Genomic DNA, 6,856 nt, shown 5'->3' with positions numbered 1-6,856 from the left:
GCAAATGGCGGGATTGCGTTGGCATGATTGGTTATTGAGCGTTGGTCAAAATGGTTGTTTTTACAGTAGCGCTAACACGAGGAACTCCGCCTCGTCGCGCGCCGTGGTCTTGGCGAGCGCGACGCGGGCGCGGATGTCGCCGACCCACGAGTAGCCGCCCGAGCGCATGATCTCCTTCTCGGCCCGGCCCAGGTAGACGCTCCTGCGGCTCCTTGGCCCGCCCGCGCCGGCATGCCCGCGCGCCTTCGACGGCGATTCGGGAGCTCGGTCGTTGGAGAGCCCCGACAGCCCGCGCTCGCGCGCCATGTCCTGAAGGTCTCGGTTGAGGTCCTCGGGGTGCTGGGTCTGCATGCGGTAGCCGGTTCGGAGGTTGGCGTTGTTCACGACGATGTGCGCGTGCGGTATGCCGCGGGCGTTGTCGTCGTGGTAGACGATGGCGATCTCGTGGTCGCCGAAGTGCTTGAGCGCCCACGAGCACGCGAGCTCGCGCAGCGCCGCCAGGTCGATGCTGTCGCCGGGGTCCGGCGAGAGCACGAAGTGCTTGAACGTGCGCGCGGGCTTTCCCCGCCAGGGCGCGTCCGTGCCGAAGGCGGCGCGCGTGGCGTCCATCTCGGCGTCCCAGGCGCAGGCCTCCTTGGCGTCTTCCCCCAGCGCGCCGGCGTCGCGCTCGTCGTAGCTCAGGTTGAACAGGTCGCGCGCCAGGGCGCGGCCTCCCTTCTCGAGGTAGCGGCGGATGCCGCCCGTCGAGCCGTGGCCGCTTATCGGCTTCAGGATCGGCATGGCGAGCCCTCCACGAGCGAGTCGGCGCCGATGCGACCGAGCTCCGCCGCCATCTCTCGGGCCGCGGCGTTCACGTCGGCGAGCTCGCGCTCGATCGTCGGGACGCTATCCGCGACGAGGTCGCGGTCGACGCGCCCGTGGCGGGCGTGGAAGTTGATGAGGTTCATCGCGTGCACGGCCTGGTTGTAGTGGTAGCCCCACTTCGTGAGCTCGCGCGACATCGCCCACAGGGCCTTCCGGTCGACGAGTATGCGGTGCTCGTCTCCCGCGTTCGCCTCCGTCGACAGCGGTATGCGCACGAGGTAGCGCAGGTACTCCGACTTGCTGAGGCCGGCGCGCTCGCACCGCTCGCAGAGCGCGTCGTAGTCGCCTCCCTCCATGCGGAACGTGACGCGGCGCTCCTTGCCCCTGGCGCCGCCGACGCTCTCTTCCATTGCGGATTCCTTTCCTCGGGCCCGCCGTGCGGCGGGCGCGTCTCTCTAGGGGCGCGGGGGATTCCCCGCAGGCGGCGGCCCGGCTCGGGCGCCGCCTCTGGGACCGGGCCTCGCGTAAGCGGGCTCCCAAACGGCCCGCGGCATGACGGGTCCGAGGCCGCCCGGTCCCCAAGTGCTATGGACGCCCGACGCGATGTCGGACGCCATAGGCTACTTGCTGGATTTCGAATGCGAGGCCCTTCTTCGGACCTTCCGGGCTCCTGCGCCCGCCTCCGCGTAGGGCGCGGTCATGAGCGCCATCTCCCGCAGCAGCGAGAGGTCGGCAGCGCTCGGGCTCTCGGGCGGGCTCTCGAGGAAGTCGGCCACGAGCCTCGCGGCCTTCGCGATGCGCCCGTCGGGGCCGGCCTGCGTTTTGCTCTCGCTCCTCACGTAGTCGGAGAGCTCCCGCTTGGTGCGCCGCCAGGGCTCCATCGCGGCGTGCATCTCCGCCTGGCGCTCCTTCGGCATGCCCGCGAGCGAGCGCACCGCCTCGGCGCTGAGGTTGCCTCGGTCGGCCTCGGCGGCCCACTCGGGCGAGAGGTCCTCGGCGATCCTGCGGGCAAGCCTCTCCTCGCGCGCGATGGTCTTGCCGGAGACCTTGCGGCCCGTCTGCCGCTCGATGATGGCGGCCTTCACGTCGTCGACGCGCATGCCGGAAAGCGACGGGTCCTCGGAGCGCAGGCGCACGGCGTCGCCCCTGAGCGCCTCGGTCGCGGCGGCGCGCTCGGTCACGGTGAGCGCGCGGGTGAAGTAGTTCGCGGCGTGGAGCAGCGTCACCGCCCGCTCGTCGTCGATGCCCTCTATCACGCGGCAGGGCATCCTCTCGTAGGCGGGGTCGTCCTTGGCGAGCAGCGCGTAGGCGGCCTTGCGGCGGTGCCCGGAGACCATCTGCCACGAGCCGTCTCCGACCTTGCGCACCAGCGGCAGGTCGGTGAGGCCGTCCTGGCGTATCGACTCGGCGAGCTCGGCTATGCCGGCCGGGTCCATGGAGTACGCGGCGTTCGCCGGGTGGTCGGCGATGTCGGCCACCGCGATCTCGGACACCGGGTAGCGCCCGCGGGTGCGGGACGCGCCGTCGAGGAGCCCCGTGATGGTGAATCCCGCGGCCACCTGGCTAGGCGAGCTCACGGTACACCTCGTCGGCGAGGGCCTCGTAGTCGCGCGCGGGGCGGCTCCCCGGCTCGAAGGCGGCCACCGGCTTCCACTGCCAGCTGCCCTCGCAGACCTTGCTGCTCGCGTGTATGACCGTCTCGAACTGCTCGTCTGGGAAGAACCCGTCGAGCACGGCCGCGCCCGTGGTCTCGGCGTTGGTCATGCGGCCGGGCACGCAGGTGCGCAGTATCTTCCATCTGGGCGTGGGCATGCGCAGGGCGTCCGCGATTGAGCGCGTCGCCTCCACGGTGAGCGCCGTGCCGCGCATCACGGTGGAGTCGAGCTTCACGGGGATGACGACCATGCCGCCCTCCGCGGCGGCGAGGTAGGCGTTGAAGGCGAGCCTGCGCATCACGGGGCTGCAGTCGATGAGGCAGACGTCGTAGGAGCCCGAGGCGTCGTCGAGCGCGAACTTGAGGCGCTGCTCGCGCAGGAGCATCTCGTTCTGGTCGACGAGGTCGATGGTCGAGGCCACCACGTCGAGGTTCTCCCCCGGCGGCGTAGGCGATCTCCTCCACGGGCGCGCCGCCGTAGAGCAGCTCGACCGATGTGCGCCGCTCGGAGGCGGCCCGGTCGTAGAGGCCGAAGAAGTCGGTGGCCGACGCCTGCGGGTCGAGGTCGACGAGCAGGGTCCGAAGGCCCCGGGCGGCGAAGATGGCCGCCAGGTTCACGGCGGTCGTCGTCTTGCCGACGCCGCCCTTGTAGTTGGAAATGGCTATCGTGCGCATGGGTCGCGTCCTCTCTAGCGTGGGGCGCGCCTCGCCGCATCCGGTCCGGCGCGCCCCGAGTCTCGGAGCGTCGGGACAAAATCGTACGGATTTGTCCGACAAGCGGAGTGTACCACGAAAACGTACGGATATGTACGCTTTCGTGGTACAGGGGCCGAGTTTCGGGGAAACCCGGCCCCGGGAGCCCGGGGCCGGGCGCGCCGCCTAGGAGAGCGGCTCCATCTCGCCGAAGCAGTTGACGTGGTGGCGCAGGAGCGCGCGGTTCTCCTTGACGACCATCATCGCCACCTCGTCGAAGCGGACCGGGGTGTCGGCGTAGTCGTCGCCGTTGCCGGCGAGCCACGTCGCCGCCAGCGCCTCGCGCAGCCCGCGCGCCCTGTGGGCCTCGGGGAAGCCGTCCGTCCCGATCCGGGCCGTGGCGTCGACGAACACCAGGGTCCCGTCCTCGTCCACCGCCACGAGGTCGATCCCGCCGATACCCTCGGGCCCCTGCCAGGCCTCGTCGACGATCTCGTAGCCCTTGCGCTCGAGGAAGGCCTTGACCGCGCCCATCGCCTTTTCCTTCATGTCGTTCATGTCTTGCTCCTTAGACTCTGAGGCCCGCCCCTATGGCGTGCCTTGCGTCGCGTGAGTCGCATGCAGCGCGGGCGTGCCGGCAAGGGAGGAAGCGAAGTCGGACGTGGTTGTAGAAATCTCCCGACGTCAGTTTTTCGCGTTGTTCGCGCGCGCAGCGCATGGGGCGAAGAACCCGAAAAAGTGTCGCGGCCCTTGCGGGCCGCCTGCCGGCGTGCGACCCTGCGCGTCCAAGGAGCGCCGGGGCGGGTTTCGGGTCGGAGGGGCGGAGGCGTGCGGCATGGAACCGGCCATGGGCGCCGAGACCCTCCGGGCATGGGATGCGGCCCGTCGGCGGTTGCCGGGGCGCTCGCGAGGGTTACGTCGGGACGTCGCGTGGAGGACGGAGGCGCGTTTCCGAGTCGCGGCGCCGCTACCCTAATCGGGACGGCCTCTCCCGTGCCGCTTGCGGCCGATGTGCGCACGAGATCGCTGGCGGTGAGGCTTTTCGTTGCGCGGAACGGCTACGGTGCTGCGCGACACGTCCGTTTGCTTATGTGTGATAAAGAAGCAATAGAAGTGCAAAAAATTTTGCCGTTCCTATCCGACACTTGGCCATTGTGTCGGATAGGTCGGGCGGTTATTCGGGCAAGTCAATCTTGCCGACAAAGCTGTAATAAATCTCAATGTCCTGCCTGCGGGTGCCGTTCTCATCATAGCTGCACTCATGCACCACAATTTTCTCGATCATTTCCCGCAAGAGAGTGGGGGTCAGTTCTTCAAAGGCAAGGTGCTTGCGGACAATGCCCATAAATTTCTCGGCGTTGACGGTAGGTATCTTTACATTACCTTCTGAAACATATGGCGCACCTTGTCCAGGCGGCTGTTTGGACGGCGGGGCTGGATGACTGGCTTGCCGACAGCGGCCTGATACCCTTTCAGTTCTGTAAGGCATACGCTCTGCCCGTTGGTGTAAAAGGCCAGATCAGTACGGTATGCCTGTATACAGCGGGCGGGAATCTCGCCAGTAAAGACAACTTCATCCTTTTTTACCTGGACCGTTTCGATGGTGGCACAGTATTTCGGTGCATCATGATAAGCCCTGGAAAGATATTCCCGGGGCGCATAGAGGGTGAAGGAGAGATAAGGTTCCAGCAGTTGCGTCCCTGATTCCTTCAATGCCTGTTCCAATACAATCGGGGCCAATGAGCGGAAGTCCGCCGGCGTGCTGACCGGACTGTAATAAAGCCCGTATTCAAAGCAAATCTTACAGTCCGTTACGTTCCAGCCGAACAAGCCCTGCTCCAGCCCGTAACGGATACCATCCCTGACAGCGTTTTGAAAACTCTGGTTCAAGTATCCCAGCGAAACCCGGCTCTCGTATTGTACACCGGAGCCAAGCGGGAGTGGTGTAACAGACAGTCCTATGGATGCCCAAAACGGGTTGGGCGGCACCTCGATATGGATGGTGTGGCTGGCTGCTTTGAGCGGCCGCTCCATATAAATGAGGGAGGGTTCCTTTACCACTGTTTCAAGCTTGTATTTTTCCGACAGCAAAGCGGAAACAACCTCCAACTGCACCCGGCCCAAAAAAGAAAGAATGATCTCATGGGTGATGGAATCCACCTCGCAGCGCAAAAGCGGGTCAGTATCCGCAAGTTGCGTAAGAGCGTCCAGCAGCCGTTCTCTTTGCGCTGCCGTTTTCGGCGCAATCGTCGTCCGCAGCATGGGGAGGGGGTCCTCGCGCCACCTTTTACGAGGGAGCCGGGTTTGGTCCCCTAATACATCGTTTAACCTCACGCTGTCGCTGGGAAGGATAACAATTTCACCCTGATAAGCGGTGTCTGTCCGAACAATTTCCCCTTTGGATGGAATACGCATCTCTGTGATTTTCAGCTTTTCTCTCCCGGCCAGGGCCACCGTATCCCGCAGGCGCAGCGTTCCGCTGTATAGCCGCAAATAGATGAGCCGCTGGCCACAATCTGTATACTCCACCTTGAAAACGCTGCCGCATAGGGCGTCGCTCCCCTGTTCCCCAATCGGTTGGAACAGCCCTGTCACCGCATCCATCAACGGTTGAATGCCAAGGCCCTTTTTGGCGCTGCCATGATAGACCGGGAACAGGGAGGCGTCTTGAACCCGCCGCTGTTCCTCCTGCGCAAGTTCTTCCCGGCTGATTGGTTCTCCTGCGATATACTTTTCCAATAATTCATCGTTATTTTCGATGACCGCATCCCATGCTTCTATGTCGGTATTTTCCTCCAGGACTATTTCCGGGGACAGCGACACCGTCTGCTTGATGATAATATCGGCGGAGAGCTTATCCCGAACAGACTGATACACGCCCTGCAAATCAACGCCAGCCTGGTCGATCTTATTGATAAAGATAACGGTGGGAATGTCCATTTTCCGCAGGGCATGGAACAGAATACGGGTCTGGGCCTGCACACCATCTTTAGCGGAGATCACCAAGATGGCCCCATCTAAAACAGCCAAAGAGCGGTACACCTCCGCCAAAAAATCCATGTGGCCGGGCGTATCCACAATGTTGACTTTACATCTGTGCCACTGGAAGGAAGTGACTGCCGCTTGAATGGTAATCCCACGCTGCCGCTCCAAAAGCATGGTGTCCGTCCTCGTTGTCCCTTTTTCGACGCTCCCCGGTTCTGAAATGGCTCCGCTGGCATATAGCAGGCTCTCCGTCAAGGTTGTCTTTCCAGCGTCTACATGGGCAAGAATCCCGATATTGATAATGTTCATGTCTATCCTCCATACAAGGCCCAAATGGGCGCAAAAATCCCCAGCGGCTAATACTTTTACCGCTGGGGATCATGACTTCGGACAAACAGAAGTATGACGGCTTACATGAGCCGCTGTCCGTCACGATATTTACTAAAAAGGCAAAAGTATTCTTAAATTGGGTACAAAAACTAAGCCCCTGCAAGGGGCAATCATTTTTGCGCCCATTATCAAATTTTATTTAAGAATACCTTGCCGCATATTTTTTACTCCTTTTCTGGTTTAAATCATTGTATCACATCAGTTTTAGGAAAGCAAGTACCTAAAAGAAATTTTTCTTCCCCTTATATGTAACCCTTGATTCTCATCTTCATTGCAACAGGCTCAGGACTCAGCGCAACGCGTTGCGCTGAGTCCTGAGGCGCGAATCCG

The 6,856-nt window shown here is 63.0% G+C and carries 7 protein-coding genes and 1 pseudogene; all 8 read right to left on the bottom strand.

What is annotated here, in order from left to right; all coding sequences use genetic code 11:
* Positions 1 to 60 precede the first annotated feature (60 nt).
* Entirely contained in the window at positions 61 to 780 is a 720-nt protein-coding gene (locus I2E13_RS10795; protein ID WP_229057962.1) for a relaxase/mobilization nuclease domain-containing protein, read from the bottom strand.
* Complete coding sequence (locus tag I2E13_RS10790) at positions 768 to 1,214, bottom strand: CopG family transcriptional regulator (RefSeq protein WP_101677774.1); 447 nt, start codon at positions 1,212 to 1,214, stop codon at positions 768 to 770. The genes I2E13_RS10795 and I2E13_RS10790 overlap by 13 nt, the downstream gene beginning before the upstream one ends.
* 210 nt (positions 1,215 to 1,424) lie before the next feature.
* Complete coding sequence (locus tag I2E13_RS10785) at positions 1,425 to 2,381, bottom strand: ParB/RepB/Spo0J family partition protein (RefSeq protein ID WP_101677773.1); 957 nt, start codon at positions 2,379 to 2,381, stop codon at positions 1,425 to 1,427.
* Entirely contained in the window at positions 2,368 to 2,880 is a 513-nt protein-coding gene (locus I2E13_RS11170) for a ParA family protein (protein WP_271817658.1), read from the bottom strand. The genes I2E13_RS10785 and I2E13_RS11170 overlap by 14 nt, the downstream gene beginning before the upstream one ends.
* 103 nt (positions 2,881 to 2,983) lie before the next feature.
* Positions 2,984 to 3,133 (bottom strand): annotated as a pseudogene (locus I2E13_RS11240) (ParA family protein); the annotation flags it as partial.
* Positions 3,134 to 3,337: 204 nt separating this feature from the next.
* Positions 3,338 to 3,709 carry a YraN family protein gene (locus I2E13_RS10775; RefSeq protein ID WP_075279297.1) on the bottom strand — a complete coding sequence of 124 codons (372 nt, stop codon included), beginning with the start codon at positions 3,707 to 3,709 and terminating at the stop codon, positions 3,338 to 3,340.
* Positions 3,710 to 4,325: 616 nt separating this feature from the next.
* Positions 4,326 to 4,640 carry a DUF4368 domain-containing protein gene (locus I2E13_RS11310; protein WP_430393067.1) on the bottom strand — a complete coding sequence of 105 codons (315 nt, stop codon included), beginning with the start codon at positions 4,638 to 4,640 and terminating at the stop codon, positions 4,326 to 4,328.
* Positions 4,526 to 6,445 (bottom strand): tetracycline resistance ribosomal protection protein Tet(W), encoded by a 1,920-nt coding sequence (gene tet(W) / locus I2E13_RS10765; protein WP_195405104.1) that lies wholly within the window; start codon positions 6,443 to 6,445, stop codon positions 4,526 to 4,528. Before tet(W) ends, I2E13_RS11310 begins: the two co-directional genes overlap by 115 nt.
* Positions 6,446 to 6,856: the final 411 nt, after the last annotated feature.

The organism is Collinsella aerofaciens, from assembly GCF_015554145.1.
In the GTDB taxonomy this organism is placed as follows: domain Bacteria; phylum Actinomycetota; class Coriobacteriia; order Coriobacteriales; family Coriobacteriaceae; genus Collinsella; species Collinsella aerofaciens_AA.
The sequence above is the reverse complement of the archived record's forward strand: the minus strand, read 5'-3'. Positions and strand labels throughout refer to the sequence as shown.